This is a genomic window from Halovenus halobia (assembly GCF_051414135.1).
Taxonomy (GTDB): Archaea; Halobacteriota; Halobacteria; order Halobacteriales; family Haloarculaceae; genus Halovenus; species Halovenus halobia.
This window is the reverse complement of sequence record NZ_JBLKOA010000002.1, coordinates 297,071-319,746: the sequence shown is the minus strand read 5'-3', so window position 1 is coordinate 319,746 and position 22,676 is coordinate 297,071. Positions and strand designations below refer to the sequence as shown.

The window sequence follows — 22,676 nt, the reverse complement described above, 5'->3', positions numbered from 1 at the left end:
CTCACGAACCGTACAAGCTTTTTTCACCACCCGGCTCCTGATACTGGGTATGAGTGGTGTCGACTGGAAAGACGACGATCCGTTCGAACAACAACGGGAGAACATCGAGAACCCGATGAAACGGCTCTTTTTCGTCTACGGGGCCGACTACAAGGGCTCGGTGATCGTTGGGATCGTCTCAAGCCTCTTTGCCCGTCTCCTCGATTTGGTCCCGCCTATCCTGCTTGGATTCGCCCTCGACGCGATCATCCGACAGGACAAGAGTTTCGCCGCCATCTGGTTCGTCCCGGACCGGTTCATTCCGGCCGACCCGCAGGGACAACTACTGTTAACCGTACTGTTGATCGGTGGTGCCTTCGGTCTCGGCGCGCTCTTTCACTGGGTCCGCAACTGGGGATTCAACAACTTTGCACAGAATATTCAACACGACGTCCGGACAGACACGTACGACAATATGCAGCGGCTGAATATGGATTTCTTCGCAGACAAGCAGACTGGCGAGATGATGTCGATTCTCTCGAACGACGTCAACCGCCTCGAACGCTTCCTCAACGACGGGATGAACTCCATGTTCCGCCTGAGTGTGATGGTAGTTGGCATCGCTGCTATCCTGTTTTACTACAACTGGCAACTCGCGCTGGTTGCGCTGCTTCCGGTGCCGCTGATCGGGCTGTTCACCTACTACTTCATCCAGATCATCCAGCCCAAATACGCCGAGGTACGCTCGACGGTCGGTCGGACGAACTCACGACTCGAAAACAACCTTGGCGGCATCAAGGTCATCAAGTCCTCGAACACCGAAGAGTACGAGTCTGATCGGGTCAACGAAGTCAGTCAGGATTACTTCGACGCCAACTGGGACGCCATTGGCACGCGAATCAAGTTCTTCCCCGGTCTGCGTGTGCTCGCTGGTATTGGCTTCGTCGCCACCTTCCTCGCCGGTGGACTGTGGGTTCTCTCCGCAGAGGGAGAAGCCCCGTGGATTTTCACCGAACCGCTCTCGACCGGTGAGTTCGTCACCTTTATGCTGCTCACCCAGCGGTTCATCTGGCCGATGGCGCAGTTCGGCCAGATTATCAATATGTACCAGCGTGCGCGGGCTTCCTCCGAACGCATCTTCGGGTTGATGGACGAGCCATCTCGCATCGCCGAAGACCCTGCGGCAGAGGACCTCGTGGTCGGTGGTGGCCGCGTCGAGTACGAGAACGTTGACTTCGGCTACGACGACGAGCAGATTCTCGACGACATCACCTTCGAGGCCGACAGCGGCGAGACGATTGCGCTCGTCGGGCCGACCGGTGCCGGGAAGTCGACGGTGCTCAAACTCCTGCTCCGGATGTACGATGTCGACGACGGCGCGATTCGTATCGACGACCAGGACCTCCGGAACGTTCGGATGTCGAGTGTCCGACGCGCCATCGGCTACGTTGGCCAGGAGTCGTACCTGTTCTACGGCACGGTCGAGGAGAACATCGCCTACGGCTCCTTCGAGGCTGACCGCGACGAGGTCGTCGAGGCCGCGAAGATGGCAGAAGCCCACGACTTCATCGAGAACCTCCCCGACGGCTACGAGACCGAGGTTGGCGAGCGCGGCGTGAAACTCTCTGGTGGGCAGCGCCAGCGCGTCGCTATCGCCCGAGCCATCCTCAAAGACCCCGAGATTCTGGTGCTGGACGAGGCGACGAGTGACGTGGACACGGAGACGGAGATGTTGATCCAGCGCTCGCTAGACAACCTCAGCGAGAACCGGACCACCTTCGCCATCGCGCACCGACTCTCGACGATCAAGGACGCAGACCAGATTCTCGTCCTCGAAGACGGCAAGATTGTCGAGCGCGGCACCCACGACGACCTGCTCGACGACGACGGGCTCTACGCCCACCTCTGGGGCGTTCAGGCCGGCGAAATCGACCAACTTCCTGAAGAGTTCATCGAGCGGGCCTCGAAGCGACAGGCTCGTACGCAGGTCAACGACGACGACTAATCGAACGAGACTGTTTTCAGCGAGGCTCTCTCTACAGGACGATAATGCTCGTCTCTGTTTCCGACACCCACCGACGCGACGACCCGGGCCTGCCGGCACACCTGCGCTCCGTGATTGACGACGCCGATGTTCTCACCCACACTGGCGATTTCACGACCGAAGCGGTGCTCGACGCCTTCGCCGAACGTGCGGACTCATTCGTGGCTGTCCCCGGCAACCGCGACAGTCCGGCGGTGGAGAATCGACTGCCTGCCACGACAACGACCGAGTGGGCTGGCTATCGATTGCTTCTCGCTCACGGCCACGAACACGACGAAACGCAGTTATCGCTGTTGGCTCGGCAGGAAGACGCCGACGTAATCATCACGGGTCACACGCACCGTCCGGTCATCGATACGATTGGCGAGCGCCTCCACATCAATCCCGGCAGCTACGCCGACCCACGGCGGTATCGGCCCGCCTACGCGGCTGCTGAGCAGACCGCCGACGGGCTTCGAGTCGAGCTGCGCGAGCCCGACGGCGAGGCCTTCGAGAGCAAGAGTCTGTGAACAACCCCGCCTAACTCTCAGTTAGAGCCAGTCGCCCGGAACGAAAAGCACTGTCCCGGAGAGGTCGTCAGTGTACGCTTCGATTCGTCGGACAGCAGTTGCAATTTTGCCTGGCGACGCGGCGGTATCGCACGCTAATACCCCAGGGTGTGTGCCGACCGCTAGCTCGGGATTCGCTCCGCGGAAGTCGGTATCTTCGCTCAGAATGGTGCGGTTCGTCTCGCGGGCAAACTCCAGGAGGACGGTATCTTCGGACCCGAGTTCGACTTCATCACCGACGACCGCAACATTGTGGCCCTCGCCACGCAGTGCCGAAATTACCGCTGGCGGTACGTGCTCGTCCGTCAGCAGTCTCATGGTTCGGGTTCGGAACGCGCTTCTGTATCGAGGTCTTCGGGACCGCGAACCGTCTCGACTTCCTCGGGAACTGACCGACGCGCTGCCTGCACCCTGCGCATCTCGACAGGGTTGTCGTAATAGTAGGTGAGTGCGCGGTGTACGTCGGCGATATCGAGGTCGTAATCTGCCGCGACCTGCTCCGGCGACTCGCCAGCCTCGATGACGCGCTTGGCGACGTGGTGGACGCCGATACGGCGGCCGTCGATACGTGGTGCACCACCCAGCACACCGTCAGTCGAGACGATTTCACTCATTGGTCGGTGATATGTGACAGCTACAGATAAGAATGCTGCTGGATTGTCCCTGTACGCCCCCCGCGGTGAATAGGAAGAAACTTAACGCCGGACGGCTTCAGCAACGATTGCGAGCGCGGGTGGTCTAGTCTGGCATGACAAGGGCCTTCCAAGCCCTTAACCCGGATTCAAATTCCGGTCCGCGCATCCACTATTCTTCCTCGATGGCTTTTTTGACGACTTCGCTGACGCTGTCGACCAACTGGTCCACAGTGTCGCTTTCGGCGTAAATCCGGACGTACGGCTCCGTCCCGCTCGGTCGCACGAGCGTCCACTCCCCGTCAGCGAGTTCCAGTCGCACACCGTGGTCGGTATCGACGCCTGCGTCGGGGAACGTCTCTGGCAGTCGCTCGCGGAGTGTCTCCATGACCCCACCCTTCGCCTCGTCGGGACACTCGATACTTACCTTTCGGTAGGGTCGTTCGCTGACTGGTTCACGCAGCGCTGGCAATCCGTCTGCGGCGACGAGTCTCGTGAACACCGCTGCCGAGGCGACGGCGTCGATCCAGCCGCCTAACCCGGGATGAATGTGTTTCCACGGCTCTGCCGCGAAGACGATTCGAGTCTCGGGGCCGCCCGCCTGTTGGGCCGCTGCGATTCCTTCGTGGAGCGCACCGAGTCGGACGCGCTCGACACGGCCGCCCGCCGCGTCGACGCGCTCGTCGATTCGCCCGGAGGCGTTCGGTGTTGTGACGACAACTGGGTCGGCGGCGGTGCTGGCCTCGACGTACCGCTCGGCGATGATTGCGAGAATCGTATCTTCGTGGACAACCTCGCCGTCGCCGTCGACGATGACGATTCGGTCGGCGTCGCCGTCGTGGCCGATGCCCAGTTTCGCTGGCCCGGTGGCGACGAACCGACGCAGGTCAGTCAGCGATTCGGCAGTTGGCTTGCTCTCTCGTGCGGTGAACTGCCCGTCGATGTTCGCGTTCAGTGCCTGTACGTCCCCGCCCAACGTCGTCAGTATCTGTGGGGTCGCCAGCCCGGCCATCCCCGACCCGCAGTCGACGGCGACGGTCAGTCCGTCCAACTCCGCGCCAATCCCGCGGGAATACGTTGCCACGCGTTCGCGGTACGCTTCGAGTGGGTCAAGACGCTCGACGTCTCCCCACTCCATCGCACCGGCCTGTGGAGGCCCCTCCTCGACCAGCTGGGTGATTTCCGCTTCGGCCGTACTGTCGTACTCGCTCCCGTCGGCGAACAGTTTGATGCCGTTGTCCGCGGGCGGGTTGTGACTGGCCGTAATCATCATTCCGTGCCGACCCTCCGAGGCACAGGCCAGCGCCGGCGTTGGCAACTGCCCCGCCCGCCTGACCGGACTGCCGCCGCTGGTGAGCCCCGCCTCGGCGGCGCTGGCGAGTGTCTGCCCCGTCTCTCGCCCGTCACGTGCGATGACGACCATCTCGCCGTCCAGTCGCGCGGCGACCGCTCGGCCGACCGTCAGCGCCAGCGAGGGCGTCACCTCCGTGACCGGCCCGCGAATCCCTGCTGTCCCGAACAAGTCCATATGCCTCCTACCGGTGGCTCCTATATGAGCCCCGGGGATTTATCGGGCGGTTCAGACGCCCCAGAACACGAGTAGCCCGACAGTTGTCACGACTGCGAGCAACAACTGCAGGGGCGCGCCGACGCGCAGGAAGTCGGTGAACTTGTAGCCACCGGGGCCGTAGACCATCAGATTCGTCTGGTAGCCAATTGGGGTTAACATCGCTGTCGACGCGCCGAAGGTGACCGCGAGCACGAACGTGAATGGGTCGGCACCGATCTCTGTGGCCGCCTCGACTGCTACGGGGATCATCAACACGACACTTGCGTTGTTGCTGATCAGGTTCGTGATCAGCGCGGTAAAGAGATAGAACAGGCCAAGCACCAGCGCTGGCGAGAGCCCTGCCGTGACGAGGAGAATGACAGCGGCGAGCCACTCCGCAGCGCCGGTCCGTTCCATCGCGACACCGAGTGGAATCAGCCCTGCCAGCAGGAAAATCACACTCCAGTCGACGGACTGGTACACTTCCTCGGGCTTGACACAACCTGTTGCGACCATTGCAACGATGCCGCCGAGTGAACTCACCACAATCGGGAGAACCTCGAACGCAGCGAGGCCGACAACTGCCCCAACAATCCCGAGCGCAACTGGAATTCGCTCCGAGCGAAAGTCAGGCAGCGTGAGTGACTGCGCCACGATGAAATCTCGGTCGTTGGCAAAGCGCTTAACTGTCGTCTCTGAGGCCTGAACGAGCAGCGTATCCCCCGGCCGAAGTTTGCGCTCGTCCATCCGTGCGTGGATCACGTCGCCGCCCCGGCGAATGGCCAGCACCGTGGCGTCGTAGCGGTCTCTGAAACTGAGTGTTTCGAGTGTCTTGCCCAGAATTGAGGCTCCCGGGGCGACGACAATCTCGACGAGTTCCTGGTTTGTCGAGGGCTCAAGCTCTTCGGCGGTCGCGTCAAGGGTATCCTCTGACACCGGGGCGTCCGGTGCCAGTTCGAGACCCTCTGTTTCGAGGAAAGTCATCACGCTCTGCTGGTCGGTCCGCAAGACGAGAATGTCGCCGGGTCGGATTTCCTTGCGCGCCAGTGGCTCGGTGTACACTCGCTCGTCTCGTATTACCTGGATTACGTCTCCTTCCACGTTCAGCTGGGCGACACTCTGGGCGACTGTCAGTCCGACGAGGTCTGAGTTTTCGGTGACGACAACCTCCGTCAGATACTCTGCCATCCCGAACTCGTCGATGAGTTTGTCGCCCGTTTTGATCCGCTCGGGAATCAACAGCGGGCCGACGGTGCCCAGATAGACAACGCCGGTCAGCAATACCAGTGCGCCCAGTTGCGTGAACTCGAACATCGAGAACGGCTGGCCGATCAACCGCGCGGACACATCTGAGGCGAGAATGTTCGTCGAGGTGCCGATCAGCGTCAACATCCCGCCCAACATCGCGGTATACGAGATCGGAATCAACAGCTTCGACGGCGAAATTCCGGTCCGCTCGGAGAGCGTGCTGACCATCGGAATCATCACCGCGACCACCGGCGTGTTGTTGATAAAGCCGGCCGTTCCGCCGGAGAGTCCGAGCACTGCGAGCAACTGCTTGTACTGGCTCGACCCGTAGCGCTCGGCGATGGCGTCGCCGATCATGTTGATCAGGCCGGTCCGGCGGATACCTTCGCTGATGACGAACATCGCCAGCACTGTCAGCGTCGCCGAACTCGCAAAGCCACCAACACCGGTTTCGGCGCCGACGCCGGTCCACGGTTCCAGTACGATCAGGCTCACCAGCACCGCGAGCGCGACGATATCGATTGGCAGTGGTTCGAGAACGAACAGCACCAGCGCTACCGCGACAATGGCGAAGACGAGCAGAATCTCAGCTGTCAGTGGCGGGACGCTACCAGCCTGCGAGAGCACGACCGGGCCCATCTACTGCCACACACTCACAGCAAGACAAAAAGCCACGCGGTTAGCTGGTCACTCCGAGAGAATCGACCGCGAGCCGTACCGAAAGGAGCCAATTTCTTCACTACCGGTCGGTGACCCGTTGCGGTCGGTCGTGGACTCTCTGCCTGTGACGCTGTGGGCGTACTCCACGACAGGTTTCGGTCGTTGCCCGTCGTCGGCGCGATACGCCTCGACAATCTCCCGGAGGTGTGATTCGAGTGACACCCCCCGCTCGTCGGCCTCGGACTGCAACGCCGCTGTTGTCTCTGCCGGCAGACGAAGCGTAATCTCGTTCATACACTCACGAACAACCCGGGGATACAAGAACTCACGTCAGTCGGCTGGCTGACTTCTGTCTGACAGTTACAGTTCACCGAGTTCGTAGTCGTCGATGTCGACGCCATCTTCGGTCACTTCTGCGACGAACACGCCGTTCCCGGAGCCAGTGTCACGCTCCGCGGCGGCTTCGATGGCGGCGGCGGCCGTCGACCGCGCTTCGTCCATCGAGAGGTCTGGCTCGTAGCGGTCTTCGAGCGTCCCGTAGGCGACGGTCAGGCCCGAGCCTGTAACGGTGTAATCGTCCTGCATGACACCGCCGGCGGGGTCGATACTGTAGACGTGGCTGCCATCCTCGTCGACACCACCGAGGATGGGATTGATGGCGAGGAATGGGCCGCCGCGGGCGAAGTTGCCTGCAAGCGTCGCGAGCGCCTGAATACTCATCTGCTTGTCTCGCCGTGTCTCGTAGAGCTTTGATTCTGCACGAAGCGTTCGGATAAACGACTGAGCACCGCCGACAGAACCGACGAGCGTGAGCGCCGCAGTCGGGTGAATCTGCTCGACCTTCTGGACGTTTTTGTTCGAGACAAACCGACCGCCGAGACTCGCTCGCTGGTCGGTGGCGACCACGACGCCGTTGTCGGTAGCGATGCCGATGGTCGTCGTCCCGGTCTTGTTGACGGCTTCGTCGTCGTTGTCAGCCGCAGGAAGCGAGCCAAGTTCTGGCTCTGTCGGGTTGGTGTTGAACCGGTCGGTGTGCTGTCCGATTGAAAACTGTGAGTCGGCGTTGTGTTCCATTACCTACGGCTACCGCGTGGTCACGTAAGAAACTATTTGTTCTGAAAACTGCTTAGTTCGCTGTCGCCTGCTCGTAGCGCTGTTTCAGCCCAGTCACCAGTCGGTCGACTGGCGGTCGAAAGCCAAGCCGCTCGGTCAGCATCGCGACCGGCAACAGCAGGATGCCGGCCAGCAGCGTGAATTGGTACAGGACCAGTAGCGCGAATCTGTGGAGTCGTTCCATTTTCCGTATCTCTCTGGGGACGACGTACACATATAAGTCTTCGGGGCGAGGCTACTGGCATAATTCGACTGCAGTCTGGTGGTTTTACGACTTCACCTGAACACACCCTATGGACTCGGTCACTGGCTGGAGTGTCACGTAATCGAACCATACCACAGTGTCGACATCGTCATAACTTATGCGGATTATTGCAATCCGGTGCGCCGTGATCTGTGACGCCCGGGGGAAATCAAAAAAGACGAGTAGGGTGGGCGTCACAGTATGTGTATGAACTACCGTGTCTGGCTGGAAGCCGCTTGGTTGGTCCACGATGTAGACAACGTTGACGACGCGATCGGTGTGGCAGTCAGCGAAGCAGGGAAACGATTGAACGAAAAAGACATGGACTACGTCGAAGTCGAGGTGGGGCTGACGGACTGTCCGGCCTGTGGGGAGCCGTTTGACTCGGCTTTCATCGCCGCCGACACCTCGCTCGTTGGTCTCCAACTGGAAATGAAGGTGTTCAACGCCGAGAGCACAGAACACGCCCAGCGAATCGCAAAAAGCGACATCGGCGGCGCGCTCCGAGATGTCCCGCTGAAAGTCGTCGCTACCGAGGAATTCGCGGACGACGAAGCCGAAGCAAGCAGCTAACGTCGCGGCGCTGCCGGTGCTTTTTTATATTACTACTGGTTATTGTCGAGTATGGACTTACCGACGTCGGAAGACCTTCGAGAGCGGCGAAATGAGCTGGGCTTGACCCAGAGTGACCTCGCCGAGCGAGCGGATGTCTCACAGCCACTGATCGCTCGGATCGAGGGTGGTGATGTCGACCCGCGGCTCTCGACACTTCGCCGGATTGTCAACGCGTTGCAGGAGGCCGAGGGTGGGCTATTGCACGCCCGCGAACTGATGCACTCGCCGGTCGTCAGCGTCGAACCAGACGAGAGCGTTCGCGAGACGACCGAACTGATGGACACGAAAGGCTACTCACAACTCCCAGTCATTCGCGACGGCGCGCCGCTGGGGCTGATCAGCATGTCCAGTATTCGCCAGCAGGCCGACGAAAACGTCGGCGACCTGCCCGTTGCTGACGTGATGAGCGAATCCACCACAACGGTCGAACCCGCCGAAACCATCGCCGATATCGAGAGTTCGCTCGACCACAACGACGCCGTGCTGGTCAAAGAGGACTCAGAGATTGTCGGGATTATTACGGAAGCAGATATCGCTCGCAAGAAATCCGAAGCCAACTCCCCGGAGTAACTCACTCCATCGACGGCAGCGTAAATTCGTGTTCCTGGACCCCGCCGTCGGCGCTCCGACCAAGTGCGGCGATTCGGTCTGGTGTCTCGACAAGAATGGCCTCACCGCCGTCGCCTCGGCGGTTGTTTCTGATGACGTTTTGGCAGATGACGCTGCCCCGACGAACCGGACTGTCCTGGCGCGTGTGGCCAACAATCTGTGCCGGTGCGTCCTCGGGCATGAACTCGAAGTCGAGCCACGCGATTCCAGCCTCGGGGCCCCGGCCAGTCTGGCCGTCGACGCCAAATACCGCTGGATACTCGACGACGAGTTGTTCCTGCCTGTCGACTTCCTCTGGGTCGCCGATGACCGATTCGAGTGTTGACGCCCCGGCCGCAAACTCGTCGTTGATTGCACTGGCCTCGTAGGGGGTCGGTCGCCCTGCGTGGGCGTACGTGACGTTGTATCCTTCGTAGGCAGCAGTTACGTGTCCCTCCTGAATCGACCGGATGAACTGCTTGCGCTGTTGGTCGCTTCGCGTCACCGAGTACCAGTCTCTCCACTCGAAGAAATCCGGCGTGAGAATACCCATCTCGTGGTTCCCAAGGAGGACGCGGACGTGGCCCGGTGGTGCTTGTTCGGCGAGGCGTTCGACCATCTCGACGACTCTGTCACTATGTGCACCTCTGTCGATCAGGTCGCCGTTGACGACCAGCACGTACTGGTCGCCGCCGGCCCAGTCGAGTGAGCGAAGGCGGCCGGGTTCGACGATCGGGTCGTACTCGGGATGGTCTGAGAGCGTCAGCAACGCGCTCCGTGCTCCCTCGATGAACCCGTGGATATCGCTAATGCTGACGATTGTCGGATTTGCTGCTGGCAACGCCGAGACAGTATCCCGGATTGCCCCCTCAACCGGCGCTCTGTCGTGGTCGTGCAACACGGTCCTCTGACTCTTCGGCTATCGATTTGTGACCGGCGCACATAAATTCCGCTATTGGCTCAAAAATACGCTCTACTGTTGTAATTCAGGTCACTATTCGCTTTCCGCCGTTCCATTGTTATCGTCTTCGCTCGCGGTCGCTTTGCTGTCTTCCTCCTCGTCGTTGCGTTCGGTGTCACGCGCGTCTTCACCCGTAGCCTCGTCGCTGGTCTTTTCGTCATCTTCGCCGTCAGTCTGTTCGTCGTCCTCGTCGCTGGTCTCTTCCTCCGCTCCGGTCTCACCGGGGGCGACGCCCCACTCTTCAGCAGACTCCTCCTCTGCAGAGTCAGCCGCAGCGTCGTCGACAGACTCGTCTTCGCTATCTGCTTGGGCTGTGTCGTCGCTGCTCGCCCCAGAACCATCCTCGTCAGCGTCGTCGTCGGCTGTCGGTTCCTCGCCCGAACTACTACCCGACTCTTCGGTTGTCTCGGCCACCGCGCTCTCCTCGTCTGCGTCTCCACGAAATGCCTCGATTCGCGGTGTGCGCTCGATTCCCGCGAACACGACGAGCACATCGAGCGAGTCTGCCCCCGACATGGGGAGGTCGCCGCTCCGCAAGCGTTCGATCCCGACACGGTCGGCGAGCCACTCTCGCCCTCTGGAAATGGCGTCGCCGCGCAGCCACTCTGGCGGGCCACGAAAGGCGACCAGCCCGTGCGTGGCCGCGTCTCGTGGACACTCGAAGGTGAGCGTGCCGCGTGTGGCCCACCCGAGCGTCCGCTGAATCGCGACGCCGCGCTCGAAATCCTCCGTATCATCGCCCAGCAAACTTCGTTTCAGCCCGTCGAGCAGCGACGAACTCGCGCCACGCCAGGCAGCCAGCGAACGACTCGCGTACCCAACCGTGACCAGCCCACCACCGTCGAGCGTCGCGAGCACGTCTCGTGCGTCGATGACCTGCTCGCCAACCGTCTCTCTCCCTTCCTGACCGACCGTGAGGAGTTCGCCAACGCGCTCGGTCAGGGCCGCGTTGAGGCGGCCGCTGTGGGTGCGTATCGACCGACTACCCCACAGCCACGCCTCGTTGTCGAAGACAATCTGTGCGGTCGCGGCCTCGTTCAGGTCGGTCAACGCCTGGGCTGTGTTGGCCCGCTGTTGGTCCTCAGTCTCCCCGGCCGGGAGCACCGAGATGGTGTAGACTGGCTGTTCGTAAACGTTCGCCAGTCCTGCGACCAGTGCCGGCGTGACTGCCGAGGCTGTCCCACCCGCCAATCCAGCCGCGACTACGATTGCGTCGACAGTCGTCGGAATCCCATCCTCAACCGCCCGCCGCAGTTCAGTCCGCTCGTTTTCGACAATCTCCGCTGCCAGTTCGCGGTCGCCGCCGGTGCCGTCACCGCCGGTCTCGAACTGTCCAATTATGTGTCGATTCGAGCGCGGAATTGCGCCGAAGGCGTCCAGACTCTCGGTATCGGTATCGATGGCGTGGACTGTTTCGAGTGGTGAGCCGCCTCCGGTACTCAGTTCTCCGGCCAGTCGGTCGATAATCCGCCCGCCAGCGCCGCCGACGCCGATGCCCGCGATTTCCATACCGGTCGTTTGACAGCGGGATACAAAAGTCCCGGCGCCCGCTCAGGAAAGTGTCAGTCCGCGAACCCCGACGCTCCCGTTGTCGTCGGATTCAGTCACCCGACCAATAACGCGTCCATCAGTCTCGTCTGCGAGCGTCTCGGCGTCGGATTCGGGCAGTGCCGCGACGAACCCGGTCCCCATGTTGAACGTGCGGTGCATCTCCTCGTCGTCGACGTTGCCCTCGCGCTGGACGAACTCGAAGACCGGCTGGGCGTCGAAGGGGTCGGTAATCTCGTAGCGGTGCTCGCCCAGTCGGGTGAGATTCGTCCACCCGCCGCCGGTGATGTGGGCCGCGCCGCTGACGCCCGCTTCCCGGAGTGGACCGAGCAGGTGCGTGTACAGCCGCGTCGGTTCGAGCAGTTCCTCGCCGATGGAGCGGTCGGGATTCGGCGGGAACGGGTCGGTGTACTCGTTCTCGCGCGTGACGGCTTCTCGGGCCAGCGTCAGGCCGTTCGAGTGAATCCCGCTAGAGGGCCAGCCGACCAGCGCGTCGCCAACCTCGGCCTCGCCGTCGAAGACGGCTTCTTTCGGAGCCAGTCCGGCGCAGGCACCGGCGATGTCGAAGCCCTTGATGACGTCGGGAAGCACCGCCGTCTCGCCGCCGACCAGTGCTACGCCGGCTTCTTCGGCACCGCGGCGCAGTCCCTCGCCGATGGCCTCGGCCATCTCGTCGTCGGGCTCTTCGACGGCCAGATAGTCGACAAACGCGACGGGTTCGACTCCCTGTGCGACGAGGTCGTTGACGTTCATCGCAAGGCAATCGATGCCGATTGTGGAGTAGTCGCCGATGGCCTCGGCAACGAGTAGTTTCGTCCCGACGCCGTCGGTTGCCAGGGCGAGATACTGCTCGCCCAGGTCGACCAGTCCTGCATAATCGCCCTCGAACTCGCCGGCCGCGCCGACGAGTGCGGCAGTCGCGGCCTCGCTGGCCTCCAGGTCGACGCCAGCCTCGGAGTAGGTGAGTCCCTCGTCTTCGTCTTCGCTCATATCTCCGCGAGCGCCGCGAATGGGCAAAAGCCCGTCGTTACAGTGACCGTCACGATTTAGTAGCGCTCGTGACAACGTGTGAATATATGGTCTCCGCAGAAACACGCGCCGGTGTCTTGACGCTCGCTGGCGTCCTCTGTGCCGCGCTGGTCCTCCGCGCTGTCGACGCAGTGGTCAGGCTGGCACCTAGCTGGCACACTGTCGCCGCCTTCGTCCTGTTCACTGCCTTCGGCTTCGTCGTCCCACAGTTGTACCTCGCGCGAGTCGACGACACTGTCCCCCTCTCCTACCGCCGCGGATTCGTCTTGCTCGTCGTCCTCTTTTTTGGGGCTGCTGCCGGCGGTCCGCTCTCGCCGCCCGCGTCGTGGGTCGTCTGGCTACTCGTTGGTCCCACAGTGTCCGTGATTGTCCTTTCGGAGGTCCGCGACGGCTACCAGAGCGTCGTCGGCAACGAGGTCACGTAACACTCGCTCTTTTACCCGTCCCGCCTGATATCGAGGTATGCCATCCGTTTCAGACACCTACATCGAGAACCGCCAGCGCGTCCAGCCGACCCACACGAACAACTACTCGGCCGCTCACGGGGGTAATATCGTCAAGTGGATGGATGAAGTCGGCGCAATGAGCGCGATGCGCCACGCTGGCGAGACCTGCGTGACCGCCCGAATCAACCAACTCGACTTCGAGCGCCCAGTCCCGCAGGGTGACACCTGTATCGTCGACTCGTACGCCTACGCCGCCGGCAAGACGAGCGTCAAGGTTCGATTGCGGGCCTATCGTGAATCTCCGCGCACCGGCGAGCGCGAGCAGACGACTGATTCCTATTTCGTCTTCGTTGCCGTCGACGAACAGAACAACCCGACGCAGGTGCCTGACCTCACCGTCGAGTCGGACCGGTGCCGGGAGCTTCGCAAATCGGCACGCGAGCGTGACGACGAGATATAATCGTGCTCAGTCGTCGCCGGCCGCCACCGCTGGTTCGCCGTGGCTCACTTCGTCGCCGAGCATATCGATGAACTCGGCCAGCCACTCGGGGTGGTCCGGCCAGGCTTGCCCGGTGACGAGATTTCGGTCGCGGGTCACGCCGTCGACCCACGAACAGCCCGCAGCCTCGACTTCCGCCTGTACCGCCGGATAGGCAGTCATCTCGTAGCCCTCCAGCACGTCGGCGGCCGCGAGAATCTGTGGTCCGTGACACAGCGCGGCGACCGGTTTCTCTGCCTCGAAGAAGTGCCGGACTGTCTCCAGCACCTCATCGTAGGTGCGGAGATACTCCGGTGCCCGCCCGCCCGGAACACAGAGTGCGTCGTACTCACTCGGCTCGATATCGGCCATCGTGGCCGTCAACTCGAAGTTGTGCCCACGCTCTTCCAGATACGTCTGGTCCCCCCGGAAGTCGTGGATTGCAGTCTTGACCGATTCCCCCTCGGATTTGTCGGGACAGATAGCGTCGACGGTGTGGCCGACCATCTCTAATGCCTGAAACGGCACCATGACCTCGTAGTCTTCGCTGAAGTCCCCGACGATCATCAGAATGTTCTGTGCCATGTGGTACCACCACTTGCATCATACCGCACAGCAGAAAATAAGTATTGCTGTCAGTTACAGACCGAATCCAAACACGAGCAGGTAGCCGACGAGTGCTGTGGCGGAGACGCCAAGCACGGCCGCGAATACTGTCAAGTCCCACTCTTTGACCGTGTTGCCGTCGAGCGGTCCGAACGGCACCATATTGAACGCCGCCAGAAAGAGGTTGACGAGGACGCCCATCTGGGCGACGGCACCGACGAAGCCGCCGATAAAGAGGAACGGCACGAAAAACACCACTGCGAGCACGAGATTCGTCACCGGCCCGGCAACAGCAATAATGCCGTTTTGCCTGACCGTGATCTGGCCACGATGATATACTGCTCCCGGTGCCGCGAAAAAGAAGCCGGCGAGTCCGCCCGCCACGGCCAGTCCGAGCATCCCGTAATCCGCCCGGAACGCCGCGACCTGTCCGAACTGGACAGCGGCGACCTTGTGTGCGAGTTCGTGCAGCAGAAAGCCGACGCCGACGGTGAGCATGCTCAACAGGAACGTCTCGCCGAACGCGCCCGCGCCGTTGAGCATTCGCTGAATCGTCACCGGCTCTAGAAAGAGGGCAAAGGCAACGCCAAGGGCAACCCAGGCGATAGCCAGGTCACGCAGTTCCTCTCGGTAGAACGTGATATCCCCCACTCTAAACATTAGGTCAGCAGCCTCCAGATGAGCTCTGCGCTGTTTTGTGCACCCGCGAGCATCTGTTCACCCAGTCCGGCAATCCCGCCGATATCGGCCGCGAACTGTGGCAACAGCACCGTCGCGAACAGGATTGTCGCGATGAAACTCCCGATGTTCGTCATCGAGACGACGAGAATCAGCCGGAAGGTTGGCACGTCGCGCATCTGCCCGAGCAGTTCCCACAGCGACAGCGACGGGTCAGAGAGCAGGTCGTTGAGTCGGCCAATATCCGCTGGATTGACCTTCGTGTACCGTAACTCGACGTACCCGGCGAACCAGCCCGGCGCGAGCAGCGGATTGACACTCGTCAGCCACGCCACCGCGCCGCCGACGCTCGCACTGGTCCAGTGGGCACCAGCCAACTTTGCCAGCCCGGCCGCGATGAGGCCGTTGACGAGGAACCACGCGATGAAGATGTTGATCAGCAGGTCACCCTGCACGCCCGCCATCGCGAGCAGAATGAAAAAGAGCAGGAAGCCAAGCGTGAAGCTGTATCCAATGGCCTTGTAGAGCACAGTGCGCCACCGACTGCTCGACTGCTCGCCAACCAGCGTATCGGGGTCTGGCAGTGTTTCCGGATTTGCGAGATAGTTCTCGATGCCCTCCCGGTGGCCCGCACCGACAACCGCAACGACGTGATAGCCCTGGTCACGGAGCGAGACAAGCCGGTGAGCGATGTATGCGTCTCGCTCATCGATCAGCGCCTGTGCGCCGCCTGGTGAGAACCGGCGGAACTCCTCGATCATCGCCGTCACCACGTCGGCGTCGGTCAACTCGGACATATCTAGCTCCTCGGCTTCGATTGTCCCTGTTGCTCGTGCCAGCAGCGCGCCAATCGGCAGGCCAATCAACAGCGAGATACCGAGGACGACGAGTAACGTGTCGAGGGTCCCACCCAGCGAGCCGAGCAGGCTGCCGATGATTGGGATGCCGACGCTCTCGCTGATTCCAGCAGGGACGATGTATGGCCCGCCAAGCGCGCTCGCGACGAGACCACCAATCAGTCCGAACGAGAAGCCAATCGACCAGCCAGCGGTCCACGGCCCCAGCGTCTCGACGAGGAGGGCGGCGACGATGGTCAACTTCTCACGTATCCCCATTCCGGACCACAGGCGCTGGACGGTCACCTGAATATCTCGGTCGACCAGCGCAACGGCACTGCCGTAGCTTTCTGCGGCCTCGACAGCAGCCATCATGTCGGCACCGGGTTCGACGTCGAACTCGTCGCCCAAGCGAGCCTGGACGTACGAGAGCAACCAGTAGGCGAGAAACTGGTACATCGTCTTGCCGGAGATGAGGTCTTTGCCGTCGATGTTGTCGGGTTCCCCGCCTTTGAGTCGCTCGTAGCGCGTCCTGTCGAGTTCGACCGCGACGACATCTGGTCGCTCGCGCTCGATTGTCTCCTCGACTTCGCGGACGCTGTCCTCAGAGACGTGTGCCGTCCCGACGACGGTAACTGAGCCCCCGCTGGCCCCGTCGCCGTGGGCGTTCGCATCAGGGTCGAGCACACCCTCGTCACTCATTGTCCTGCATTATCCGGCCCCGGCTTACAAGGGTTTCGAGGTGTCCACGGAGAGCCGACACATCCATCACTGTCTCCCTCGAACGCACCTGTATGCCCACAGTAGAGGAATCCAAGGTCGAAGCGCGCCACCTCGTCCTTCCGGAGGACGCCAGCCCAATCGAAACCGCCCACGGCAGTAACGTCCTGAAATGGATGGAACGAGCCGGTACGATGAGTGCAATGCACTTCTGTGGCGGTGATGTCGTCACCGCTGGCTTCGACAGCGGTCGGTTCCATAACCCCATCCCGCAGGGCGGTATCGCACTGGTCGACGCCTACGTCTACGAGGTGGGGGAGACGAGCGTTACTCAGCGCGTGCGCTGTTTCCACGAGAACCACGAGGCCGGCGACCGGACGCTCACCTCCGACGCGAAGATGGTCAGCGTCGCCGTCGACGACGAGGGCGACCCCGTTTCAGTGCCAGAGCTTCAGGTCGAAAGCGACGCCGGACAGCGTCTGCTCGACGAAGCACGTAACGCCGAACGCTGACTCTCGGTTCGCTTAAACGTTGCCGACACCCTGTCGTATTTTTGTCTGGCTGTCATTTCGGCACCTGTGAGCCGACCCGAAACCCCGCGACTGAACATCTCCACCACTGCCTTGGTGCTGGGCGTCGCAGTCTCCTACCCTGCGCTGTTCTGGGTCGCTCGCCTCGACCCGGCAAGGGCGATGGTCACGGCCGTTCCGCTCGGACTCCTCGCCGGGGGGACCGTCTGGGCTTCAGACTTCCTGTTCGAGGTTGTCCAACGGTGGCAGCCGAACCTCGACCCGACAGAATCGCTATCAGGCGCCATCGTAACCGGCGTACTCGTCGGTCTGGTCCTCTCGGTTCCGATACCGCCGACTCCGACCCGGCCCAGTCTGGAGGCGGTTGTGTTCTCCATCGGTTTCCCTACGTTGTGTTGTATTGGTGTGTTTGGGCTGTGCTCGGCGTACCGCGGCGTCGCTCGACCCTCTTCGCAGACAGACGAACACTCTTGAGGGTTTTTATATCGTGACTGTTTGCATAGAACTGTGAGTACGCTGGTCGTCTGTCTCTACCGCGGTCCTGCCCTCTCGGACGCTGAGCCGCCGTATGTCGGCCGTGAGGCTGTCGAGCGGTTAGTCACCTCCGCAGGGGTCGAAGACCCAGAAGACAGCCGCGTCAACTGCCTGCTCGAAGGCCTCCGAGTCGCCCGTGATCTGGACGACACGACGGTGGCTGTCGTCACGACAGCCAGTGATAGCGTCACGGGTGACCGCGAGATTGCTGGCCAGATTGACCAACTCGTCGCCGAATACGACCCCGACTCGGCGGTTGTCGTCGTCGACAGCGCCGAGGACGAGCGTCTCGTCCCGCTGGTCGAGAGCCGTGTCCCCGTCGACGCCGTTGACCGCGTCGTCGTCCGACAGGCTCGGGACATCGAGTCTACCTACTACCTCCTCAAGCAGTTCCTTGGGGACGAACAACTCCGGAAGACGGTACTTGTTCCGGTCGGCATCGCGTTGCTCGTCTTCCCGGCGCTGCTTGCCGTCTTCCAGAGTCCAACGCTGTCGCTGGGATCTATTGCGGCCGTTCTCGGTGTCTTTCTCCTGTACAAGGGGCTGCGAATCGACGCCTTCCTCGCGACGCTCTCCGAGCGAATCCGCGACTCGCTGTACTCGGGACAGGTGTCGCTGGTTACCTACGTCGTCGCGGCTGGACTGGCATTGGCTGGCGCCTTTGTCGGCGCACTTGGCACGACATCGCTGGGGAGCGAGACCGGCGAGTTGATCCTCGCGACTCAGTTCGTCCACGACGCGATTCCGTGGGTGACCGGCGCGGCACTCATTGCCAGCGCTGGCCGCTTGCTCGACGAGTTCATTCGCAACGACGAACTCGGGACGGCCTACATCAACCTCCCGTTCGTCGCGGTGGCGGTAGGCCTCACAGTCCGTGGGTTCTCGGCGTATTTCCTCCGACTTGCCGACGTGTTCGAGCCCGCGATTATTCCCGAAATCGAGATTGGGTCGAATGGTATCGACGCCGTCACGCTCGCGCCGGGCACCCATCTCGCAGTGTTCATTCTCGCCAGTATCGTCGTCAGCCTGATTGGCGTTCGCGTCGCTGCCTATCTCTCCAGTGCTGACTACGAGAACCAGATTGGCAAAGGCGCTTAGTCAGTTGCGCCGTCTGGCAGCGTCTCGTCGGCCGAAGACAGCGGCTGAGCAACGACGCCGTCCTCTCGACTCAACACGCGAGCGTGTGCCGCACAGACTGGCCGAGTCTCTCCCCACGGCATGTGTAACTCGACGGCCGCCTCGGCCTCACAGTCTGTCTCGGTACACTCCATGCTGGACGTTGAGAGCCATCACGTATAAGGCTCACTCACAGCACGATAACAACGACCATCACCACGAGTATCGTGAGCGTCACGAGCAGTTCGACGATTGCCGAGCCAACCGTGGCGAGCACAACTGCGGTCGCAGCTTTTGCGCTTGCTGTCGCGTCGCGCTGGCGGCGGTACTCGAGTGCGAATACTGTCACTGCCGAGCCGATAATTGCGCCCAGCGGGCCAAGGACAAAGAAGCAGGCGAACCCGACGACGCCGGCGGCGGCCGCTGACCAGCCCGAGGCACCCCCCAGCCGTGCGGCGATAACGTCCTGAAAGAGCCCAGCGACGACGACGAGCGCGGCGAGGAGAGTGACGACGACTACCACTGCCGTCGACGGTTCGGCGTAGCCGCTGGCCCACCAGTAGACGAAGACGCCACTTACTGAGAGCAAAACGCCGGGAACGTTTGGAATCACGCTGCCGATTACGCCCGCGACGAGCAGGACAACGGCCAGCACCACGAACAGAAGGCCGGTCATTGCTCTCCCTCCCGGTACAGGTCGGCCAGTTGACCGATGACTGCCCCCAGTCGTCGCTTACAGGCCGCCGCCGACGGCAGGTCGACAGCGTCGGCAACCTGCGACCACGGCTGTCCCTGCACGCCTTTCCGGACGAGCAATTCTTGCTCCGTCGGCGAACACACCGCCTCCGCGGGGTCGACGAGGTGTCTGAACGCGAGCCCTTGCGGTCCTCGCGGTGCAGTCTCGAAGATTGCTGAGCCGTCGGCCATCCCAGCTGCGTGGTCCCACTCGGTCTCGCTGAGACGCAGTTCGGGCGTGCCGGCGGCCGTCCGGCAAGCAGCCTCGACAACCGCGGGCTCGGCGTCGGTCAGCGACTCGCGAACCGCTGCCGGGGTGCGCTGACAGAACCAGGCGGTGTGGTGGTCGAACAGTTCTTCGCCGGCCGACGACAGCGGGTCGAGCATCACTGCGGAGTGCTCGCCACTGCGAGCGTTGCGCGTCGTCGAGAGATGCACCGTTGCGAACCCGTTCGCCGCCCAGAAGTCGGCAAGTTCGGGCGTCAGCCCATACGAGACGCCGAGATAATCGAGGTCTTGTTCGGCTGCACGGACTCGAATCTGGTCAAGCAGTGCCGACCCGAGTCCCTCGGACCGAACAGCCTCGTGGGTCGCGATGCGCATCACGCGCCACCCGGTCGCCTCGCCTGCCCTGCGGTCCCGGAGTTGACTCGTTAGCACGTCGGGGATGAGATTTCCGCGAACGCGCTCGCCCTCGTGGATTCGCTGGCACAGGTCGGCGTCGAATCCGCCTTCGCGCGCCAGCAGCGCCACGGCCGCGACGTGGCCGTCCGCGAACAGGCAGTGGACGCTCACGTTCGGCGCGTCCAGTAGTCGCGCCAGGTCGTTCGGGGTCGTTCGGTAGTGTGCGTCGACAAGCAGCCCAAACACCTCCCGGAGTAGTTGGTCATCCTCGCGTAACTCCTCGCCCGATACTGTCCGATACGCCACTGACGTTGGGGTTGCGTCCGCAACAAGCTGGTCGGCGGCCGCGCTCGCGTCCAGCGCCAGCGCTCGGAAGGCCCATACCTCGATTGGGTCAGCCGGTGCGTACCTGATGGGTTCCGTCAATTTCTGCTCGGTCACCTCGTGGCGACTCTCAGCGAGGCGGTCACGGAATCGAATCGAGAACCCTCGGCCAGCGCCCTCGTAGCCGTGGACGGTCGTACTGTACGCGACCGCTGACGCGTCGAGCGTTGCTTCGAGCAGTCGGACTGGGAGGCCTGCTGCTTCGTCAACCACGACAACATCCGGATTGTCCGGCAACTCGGCGGCGTTGACCGGTGACTCGTAGCGCACGGTTCCGGTCTCGGTTCTGAGCTGTGGCTTCTCTCCATCCGGCTCACTCTCGACTGATTCTGCACGGTGGGTCAATAGCTCTCTGGCGCGGTCGAACAGTGCGGCGGCGCTGTTGGCGGTTGGTGCAGTAACGAGTACATCCTTGCCCGTGCGTGCGAGCGAACCAGCCGCCAACCCGGCAGCGCTCGATTTTCCTCGCCCCCGGTTCGATTCCACAACGACAGCCTGCTCCGTGTCGTGGAGGCGTTCGAGCGCCTGAACGGTGTTCGCTTGGTCGGCCGTCAGGCAGGCCTCGTAGGCAGCGTCCGGAAACTGCGCGCCGTCGGGCACCGCTGGTCTGGGGAAACACTGGGCCGGCGTGAAGTCGAATCCGCTGTCGATTTCGACTGTGCCGTCTTCGGCGTCAATAACGACGATTCCACGATGTGCGCGCAGCGTTTCGACAAGCCGCTGTCGAAAGTTCGTGCCCACATCTGCTGTACCGTACGGCGGAACCGCCAGCGACTCGTCGAACGCGTCTCGGCGGTCGGGCCACGCCGACAGCGGCGGCGTAAGCAAGATGAAGAGGCCACCGCCGGACACGGTGCCGACCAACCGCCCGAGCGTGTTTGGCTCGCACCGCTCGTGACAGTCCAGTACGACGGCTTGCCGCGAGGTCCCGAGTAGTTGGTCGGTCTCGTGCCGGCCGAGCGATTCACAGTGGAACGCCTCGCTCGGCCCGACGTAGGTCGTCTCACCCGGGCCAATGTCCGTCTCAGCGAGTGCCGTCTGTGCTCGCTCCCGACACTGTTCAGGGTCGCCGGTGATACCGAGGAGTCGCCGCTGGTTGCTCTGGCGGGCCTGCTCACGGAGGCGGGCGGCGACGGTCATACTGGTGCTGTGTCGGGGTCACCATTGAGCGTGTTGGTCGTTCGGCTCGTTTCTGCCAATTAAATTAAGACCCTCGGTGTGTATTTGCTGGGTATGACAGAGTTGATTACGTTTGGGGAGACGCCGCTGCGACTGTCGCCGTCGGGGAACGAACGGCTCGAACGGGCGCGGCAAGCCTCGATTCAGGCCGATGGGACAGCGAGTAACGTGGCTGCCGCAGCCGGCGAAATCGGTGCCAAGACGCTCTGGCTCTCGAAGCTGCCGGACTCACCACTCGGGCGACGGGTCAAATCGCAACTCGAAGAGCAGGGCGTCGACACGGCAGTGGCCTGGAGTGACCAACCGGACCATCGACAGGGGCTGACGTTCCGGGAGGACGGCGTCACCCCCCGCGAGAGTAAGTACTATCACGACCGGGGCAACACGGCTGCTGCCACAGCGACGCCTGCTGACTTTCCAATGGACCGCGTGCAAGACACAGAAATCATTTTTGCGGGGCTTGGGACGGCAGTCCTCTCGAAACAGGCTGCCGAGACGACCGGTGCGTTGCTCCGGGCTGCCAGCGGCGGCGGCGCGATGACGGCTGTCGACCTCGATTACAGCCGTGGGCTGGCACCGCCAGACACCTACAGTGGCGTCCTCGAAGAACTCGCCGGCGAAATCGACGTACTGTTCGCCGACGAGGCTGACGCCCGCGAGGCGCTGGACCGCAGCGGCGGCCCGCGAGAACTTGCAAACACCATCGCCGACGAATACGACCTCGAGATCATCGTGGTCCGTCGCTCGAACCGCGGTGCAGTTGCACTGCGGGATTCGCCCGGCACGAACATCATCCACGAACGTGAGGCAATCGAGACGGAGACAGTCGACCCGACCGGCGAGAACGGCGCGTTTGCCGGTGCGTTCCTCGAACAGTTAATCGACGGCTCCGATACCGCCCGCTCGCTCACCTACGCTGTCGCCGCGGCGACACTCACTCGAACGCTACCTGGCCCGTTCCTGACACTGGCTGAGGCTGAACTTGACGCTGTTGCTGAGGATGTCGTCGACAAATCCAAGTAAGGGGCGGCGGTCTGAAACCAGCCGGTAGG

The 22,676-nt window shown here is 62.3% G+C and carries 26 protein-coding genes and 1 tRNA gene; 11 read left to right on the top strand and 16 right to left on the bottom strand.

All coding sequences use genetic code 11. The annotated features are described in order from the left end of the window. The first annotated feature begins 49 nt into the window (after positions 1-49). Both ACMGFM_RS08565 and ACMGFM_RS08560 read left to right on the top strand, forming a co-directional pair. Positions 50-1,984 (top strand): ABC transporter ATP-binding protein, encoded by a 1,935-nt coding sequence (locus ACMGFM_RS08565; RefSeq protein ID WP_436902058.1) that lies wholly within the window; start codon positions 50-52, stop codon positions 1,982-1,984. A 44-nt stretch (positions 1,985-2,028) separates the two neighbouring features. Further along, positions 2,029-2,532, top strand: coding sequence for a metallophosphoesterase (locus ACMGFM_RS08560; RefSeq protein ID WP_436902056.1), 504 nt, complete (start codon positions 2,029-2,031; stop codon positions 2,530-2,532). A gap of 21 nt (positions 2,533-2,553) precedes the next feature. On the opposite strand, the gene ACMGFM_RS08555 is transcribed toward ACMGFM_RS08560, so the two are convergent. Continuing rightward, the gene (locus ACMGFM_RS08555; protein WP_436902054.1) at positions 2,554-2,889 is read right to left on the bottom strand and encodes a DUF5615 family PIN-like protein; all 336 of its coding nucleotides are present in this window, start codon (positions 2,887-2,889) and stop codon (positions 2,554-2,556) included. Continuing rightward, positions 2,886-3,185, bottom strand: coding sequence for a DUF433 domain-containing protein (locus ACMGFM_RS08550; RefSeq protein ID WP_436902051.1), 300 nt, complete (start codon positions 3,183-3,185; stop codon positions 2,886-2,888). The genes ACMGFM_RS08555 and ACMGFM_RS08550 overlap by 4 nt, the downstream gene beginning before the upstream one ends. 113 nt (positions 3,186-3,298) lie before the next feature. Between ACMGFM_RS08550 and ACMGFM_RS08545 the strand changes: the two genes are divergently transcribed. Then, positions 3,299-3,371: transfer RNA gene (locus ACMGFM_RS08545), tRNA-Gly, on the top strand. Between the two features lie 4 nt (positions 3,372-3,375). Here the strand turns inward: ACMGFM_RS08545 and ACMGFM_RS08540 are convergent. The 5 genes from ACMGFM_RS08540 to ACMGFM_RS08520 form a co-directional block, all read right to left on the bottom strand. Further along, positions 3,376-4,731, bottom strand: coding sequence for a phosphohexomutase domain-containing protein (locus tag ACMGFM_RS08540; RefSeq protein WP_436902048.1), 1,356 nt, complete (start codon positions 4,729-4,731; stop codon positions 3,376-3,378). Positions 4,732-4,782: 51 nt separating this feature from the next. Then, the gene (locus ACMGFM_RS08535) at positions 4,783-6,639 is read right to left on the bottom strand and encodes an SLC13 family permease (RefSeq protein WP_436902046.1); all 1,857 of its coding nucleotides are present in this window, start codon (positions 6,637-6,639) and stop codon (positions 4,783-4,785) included. A 48-nt stretch (positions 6,640-6,687) separates the two neighbouring features. Then, complete coding sequence (locus ACMGFM_RS08530; protein WP_436902043.1) at positions 6,688-6,954, bottom strand: ribbon-helix-helix protein, CopG family; 267 nt, start codon at positions 6,952-6,954, stop codon at positions 6,688-6,690. 66 nt (positions 6,955-7,020) lie between these two features. After that, positions 7,021-7,734 (bottom strand): archaeal proteasome endopeptidase complex subunit beta, encoded by a 714-nt coding sequence (psmB, locus tag ACMGFM_RS08525; RefSeq protein WP_436902041.1) that lies wholly within the window; start codon positions 7,732-7,734, stop codon positions 7,021-7,023. 52 nt (positions 7,735-7,786) lie between these two features. Then, positions 7,787-7,957: a hypothetical protein gene (locus tag ACMGFM_RS08520; RefSeq protein WP_436902040.1), complete on the bottom strand. Its 171-nt coding sequence runs from the start codon at positions 7,955-7,957 to the stop codon at positions 7,787-7,789. 267 nt (positions 7,958-8,224) lie between these two features. Between ACMGFM_RS08520 and ACMGFM_RS08515 the strand changes: the two genes are divergently transcribed. Then, a complete protein-coding gene (locus ACMGFM_RS08515) occupies positions 8,225-8,590 on the top strand; it encodes a DUF555 domain-containing protein (RefSeq protein ID WP_436902038.1) in 366 nt (121 codons plus the stop codon). Between the two features lie 51 nt (positions 8,591-8,641). Next, positions 8,642-9,202 carry a CBS domain-containing protein gene (locus ACMGFM_RS08510; RefSeq protein WP_436902035.1) on the top strand — a complete coding sequence of 187 codons (561 nt, stop codon included), beginning with the start codon at positions 8,642-8,644 and terminating at the stop codon, positions 9,200-9,202. A 1-nt stretch (position 9,203) separates the two neighbouring features. Here ACMGFM_RS08510 and ACMGFM_RS08505 read toward each other — a convergent pair whose 3' ends face one another. The 3 genes from ACMGFM_RS08505 to purM all read right to left on the bottom strand — a co-directional run bounded on the left by ACMGFM_RS08505 (position 9,204) and on the right by purM (position 12,719). Continuing rightward, on the bottom strand, positions 9,204-10,118 hold the full coding sequence (locus tag ACMGFM_RS08505) for a metallophosphoesterase (protein WP_436902034.1): 915 nt from the start codon (positions 10,116-10,118) through the stop codon (positions 9,204-9,206). A gap of 96 nt (positions 10,119-10,214) precedes the next feature. Then, positions 10,215-11,690 carry an FtsZ/tubulin family protein gene (locus ACMGFM_RS08500; protein ID WP_436902032.1) on the bottom strand — a complete coding sequence of 492 codons (1,476 nt, stop codon included), beginning with the start codon at positions 11,688-11,690 and terminating at the stop codon, positions 10,215-10,217. 42 nt (positions 11,691-11,732) lie between these two features. Then, on the bottom strand, positions 11,733-12,719 hold the full coding sequence (gene purM, locus ACMGFM_RS08495) for a phosphoribosylformylglycinamidine cyclo-ligase (protein ID WP_436902030.1): 987 nt from the start codon (positions 12,717-12,719) through the stop codon (positions 11,733-11,735). An 86-nt stretch (positions 12,720-12,805) separates the two neighbouring features. Between purM and ACMGFM_RS08490 the strand changes: the two genes are divergently transcribed. Both ACMGFM_RS08490 and ACMGFM_RS08485 read left to right on the top strand, forming a co-directional pair. After that, a complete protein-coding gene (locus ACMGFM_RS08490; RefSeq protein ID WP_436902029.1) occupies positions 12,806-13,183 on the top strand; it encodes a hypothetical protein in 378 nt (125 codons plus the stop codon). Between the two features lie 37 nt (positions 13,184-13,220). After that, positions 13,221-13,664 carry an acyl-CoA thioesterase gene (locus tag ACMGFM_RS08485; RefSeq protein WP_436902028.1) on the top strand — a complete coding sequence of 148 codons (444 nt, stop codon included), beginning with the start codon at positions 13,221-13,223 and terminating at the stop codon, positions 13,662-13,664. Positions 13,665-13,670: 6 nt separating this feature from the next. Here the strand turns inward: ACMGFM_RS08485 and ACMGFM_RS08480 are convergent, their stop codons facing one another. Genes ACMGFM_RS08480 through ACMGFM_RS08470 form a run of 3 tightly spaced genes read right to left on the bottom strand, consistent with a single transcriptional unit; the run spans position 13,671 to position 16,504 of the window. Further along, positions 13,671-14,267, bottom strand: a complete 597-nt coding sequence (locus ACMGFM_RS08480; RefSeq protein ID WP_436902027.1) for a DJ-1/PfpI family protein — start codon at positions 14,265-14,267, stop codon at positions 13,671-13,673. Between the two features lie 54 nt (positions 14,268-14,321). Further along, positions 14,322-14,948: a zinc metalloprotease gene (locus ACMGFM_RS08475; RefSeq protein WP_436902025.1), complete on the bottom strand. Its 627-nt coding sequence runs from the start codon at positions 14,946-14,948 to the stop codon at positions 14,322-14,324. Then, entirely contained in the window at positions 14,948-16,504 is a 1,557-nt protein-coding gene (locus ACMGFM_RS08470) for a TraB/GumN family protein (protein ID WP_436902024.1), read from the bottom strand. The genes ACMGFM_RS08475 and ACMGFM_RS08470 overlap by 1 nt, the downstream gene beginning before the upstream one ends. A gap of 92 nt (positions 16,505-16,596) precedes the next feature. Between ACMGFM_RS08470 and ACMGFM_RS08465 the strand changes: the two genes are divergently transcribed. The 3 genes from ACMGFM_RS08465 to ACMGFM_RS08455 all read left to right on the top strand — a co-directional run bounded on the left by ACMGFM_RS08465 (position 16,597) and on the right by ACMGFM_RS08455 (position 18,684). Then, entirely contained in the window at positions 16,597-17,034 is a 438-nt protein-coding gene (locus tag ACMGFM_RS08465) for an acyl-CoA thioesterase (protein ID WP_436902023.1), read from the top strand. Positions 17,035-17,100: 66 nt separating this feature from the next. Continuing rightward, positions 17,101-17,526: a hypothetical protein gene (locus ACMGFM_RS08460; protein ID WP_436902022.1), complete on the top strand. Its 426-nt coding sequence runs from the start codon at positions 17,101-17,103 to the stop codon at positions 17,524-17,526. Between the two features lie 33 nt (positions 17,527-17,559). Continuing rightward, positions 17,560-18,684 (top strand): DUF373 family protein, encoded by a 1,125-nt coding sequence (locus ACMGFM_RS08455; protein WP_436902021.1) that lies wholly within the window; start codon positions 17,560-17,562, stop codon positions 18,682-18,684. On the opposite strand, the gene ACMGFM_RS08450 is transcribed toward ACMGFM_RS08455, so the two are convergent. The 3 genes from ACMGFM_RS08450 to tmcA are packed head-to-tail and all read right to left on the bottom strand — an operon-like array spanning position 18,681 to position 21,585. Further along, positions 18,681-18,857 carry a DUF8014 family protein gene (locus tag ACMGFM_RS08450; protein WP_436902020.1) on the bottom strand — a complete coding sequence of 59 codons (177 nt, stop codon included), beginning with the start codon at positions 18,855-18,857 and terminating at the stop codon, positions 18,681-18,683. The two genes, ACMGFM_RS08455 and ACMGFM_RS08450, sit on opposite strands and share 4 nt — an antisense overlap. 35 nt (positions 18,858-18,892) lie before the next feature. Continuing rightward, positions 18,893-19,378 (bottom strand): DUF456 family protein, encoded by a 486-nt coding sequence (locus tag ACMGFM_RS08445; RefSeq protein WP_436902019.1) that lies wholly within the window; start codon positions 19,376-19,378, stop codon positions 18,893-18,895. Further along, positions 19,375-21,585 (bottom strand): tRNA(Met) cytidine acetyltransferase TmcA, encoded by a 2,211-nt coding sequence (gene tmcA / locus ACMGFM_RS08440; RefSeq protein WP_436902018.1) that lies wholly within the window; start codon positions 21,583-21,585, stop codon positions 19,375-19,377. The genes ACMGFM_RS08445 and tmcA overlap by 4 nt, the downstream gene beginning before the upstream one ends. Before the next feature lie 93 nt (positions 21,586-21,678). On the opposite strand from tmcA, the gene ACMGFM_RS08435 reads away from it, so the two are divergent. Beyond that, on the top strand, positions 21,679-22,647 hold the full coding sequence (locus tag ACMGFM_RS08435; protein WP_436902017.1) for a PfkB family carbohydrate kinase: 969 nt from the start codon (positions 21,679-21,681) through the stop codon (positions 22,645-22,647). The last annotated feature ends 29 nt before the right edge of the window (positions 22,648-22,676 follow it).

Excerpts from the sequence above, each read along its gene's own strand:
- ACMGFM_RS08565 (WP_436902058.1), top strand. The coding sequence starts at position 50 with ATGAGTGGTGTCGACTGGAAAGACGACGATCCGTTCGAACAACAACGG.
- ACMGFM_RS08560 (WP_436902056.1), top strand. The coding sequence starts at position 2,029 with ATGCTCGTCTCTGTTTCCGACACCCACCGACGCGACGACCCGGGCCTG.
- ACMGFM_RS08555 (WP_436902054.1), bottom strand. The coding sequence starts at position 2,889 with ATGAGACTGCTGACGGACGAGCACGTACCGCCAGCGGTAATTTCGGCA.
- ACMGFM_RS08550 (WP_436902051.1), bottom strand. The coding sequence starts at position 3,185 with ATGAGTGAAATCGTCTCGACTGACGGTGTGCTGGGTGGTGCACCACGT.
- ACMGFM_RS08540 (WP_436902048.1), bottom strand. The coding sequence starts at position 4,731 with ATGGACTTGTTCGGGACAGCAGGGATTCGCGGGCCGGTCACGGAGGTG.
- ACMGFM_RS08535 (WP_436902046.1), bottom strand. The coding sequence starts at position 6,639 with ATGGGCCCGGTCGTGCTCTCGCAGGCTGGTAGCGTCCCGCCACTGACA.
- ACMGFM_RS08530 (WP_436902043.1), bottom strand. The coding sequence starts at position 6,954 with ATGAACGAGATTACGCTTCGTCTGCCGGCAGAGACAACAGCGGCGTTG.
- psmB (WP_436902041.1), bottom strand. The coding sequence starts at position 7,734 with ATGGAACACAACGCCGACTCACAGTTTTCAATCGGACAGCACACCGAC.
- ACMGFM_RS08520 (WP_436902040.1), bottom strand. The coding sequence starts at position 7,957 with ATGGAACGACTCCACAGATTCGCGCTACTGGTCCTGTACCAATTCACG.
- ACMGFM_RS08515 (WP_436902038.1), top strand. The coding sequence starts at position 8,225 with ATGAACTACCGTGTCTGGCTGGAAGCCGCTTGGTTGGTCCACGATGTA.
- ACMGFM_RS08510 (WP_436902035.1), top strand. The coding sequence starts at position 8,642 with ATGGACTTACCGACGTCGGAAGACCTTCGAGAGCGGCGAAATGAGCTG.
- ACMGFM_RS08500 (WP_436902032.1), bottom strand. The coding sequence starts at position 11,690 with ATGGAAATCGCGGGCATCGGCGTCGGCGGCGCTGGCGGGCGGATTATC.
- purM (WP_436902030.1), bottom strand. The coding sequence starts at position 12,719 with ATGAGCGAAGACGAAGACGAGGGACTCACCTACTCCGAGGCTGGCGTC.
- ACMGFM_RS08490 (WP_436902029.1), top strand. The coding sequence starts at position 12,806 with ATGGTCTCCGCAGAAACACGCGCCGGTGTCTTGACGCTCGCTGGCGTC.
- ACMGFM_RS08485 (WP_436902028.1), top strand. The coding sequence starts at position 13,221 with ATGCCATCCGTTTCAGACACCTACATCGAGAACCGCCAGCGCGTCCAG.
- ACMGFM_RS08480 (WP_436902027.1), bottom strand. The coding sequence starts at position 14,267 with ATGGCACAGAACATTCTGATGATCGTCGGGGACTTCAGCGAAGACTAC.
- ACMGFM_RS08475 (WP_436902025.1), bottom strand. The coding sequence starts at position 14,948 with ATGTTTAGAGTGGGGGATATCACGTTCTACCGAGAGGAACTGCGTGAC.
- ACMGFM_RS08470 (WP_436902024.1), bottom strand. The coding sequence starts at position 16,504 with ATGAGTGACGAGGGTGTGCTCGACCCTGATGCGAACGCCCACGGCGAC.
- ACMGFM_RS08465 (WP_436902023.1), top strand. The coding sequence starts at position 16,597 with ATGCCCACAGTAGAGGAATCCAAGGTCGAAGCGCGCCACCTCGTCCTT.
- ACMGFM_RS08450 (WP_436902020.1), bottom strand. The coding sequence starts at position 18,857 with ATGGAGTGTACCGAGACAGACTGTGAGGCCGAGGCGGCCGTCGAGTTA.
- ACMGFM_RS08445 (WP_436902019.1), bottom strand. The coding sequence starts at position 19,378 with ATGACCGGCCTTCTGTTCGTGGTGCTGGCCGTTGTCCTGCTCGTCGCG.
- tmcA (WP_436902018.1), bottom strand. The coding sequence starts at position 21,585 with ATGACCGTCGCCGCCCGCCTCCGTGAGCAGGCCCGCCAGAGCAACCAG.
- ACMGFM_RS08435 (WP_436902017.1), top strand. The coding sequence starts at position 21,679 with ATGACAGAGTTGATTACGTTTGGGGAGACGCCGCTGCGACTGTCGCCG.